1 protein-coding gene is annotated in these 338 nt (G+C 38.2%); it reads right to left on the reverse strand.

Going from position 1 to position 338, the window contains the following annotated elements:
- A partial coding sequence (locus GNE10_RS35110; RefSeq protein ID WP_397326721.1) for a M10 family metallopeptidase C-terminal domain-containing protein occupies positions 1-338 on the reverse strand: 338 nt, incomplete at both ends.

Below are 338 nucleotides of genomic sequence, written 5' to 3' on the forward strand. Positions count from 1 at the left end.
CGGTCGTTACCGTTACCACCTTGTAGGGTATCGTTACCTAAACCACCAAACAAATCATCATTGGAAGTAGTTCCTGTGATGTTGTCATTGGCAACTGAAGTGTTGAAAATAAAATCGCTTGCTTGTAATTGGCTTTTGCTAATGCCATTGATTTTCAGCCGATAATAATAATCGCCATTTAATACTCGATATCTGACGCTAATGATGGCGTTACCATCGGTATCATCACTTGTCAGCAGTAACAGATTATTGAAGTCATTGATATTGAGAGTTCTAACATCTATTTTGTCTTGTCCCTTCTGAAAATCAGTGACGATATCTTGTTCTTTGGCTACAGT

This window comes from Nostoc sp. 2RC (assembly GCF_014222165.1).
Lineage (GTDB): Bacteria > Cyanobacteriota > Cyanobacteriia > Cyanobacteriales > Nostocaceae > Nostoc > Nostoc linckia.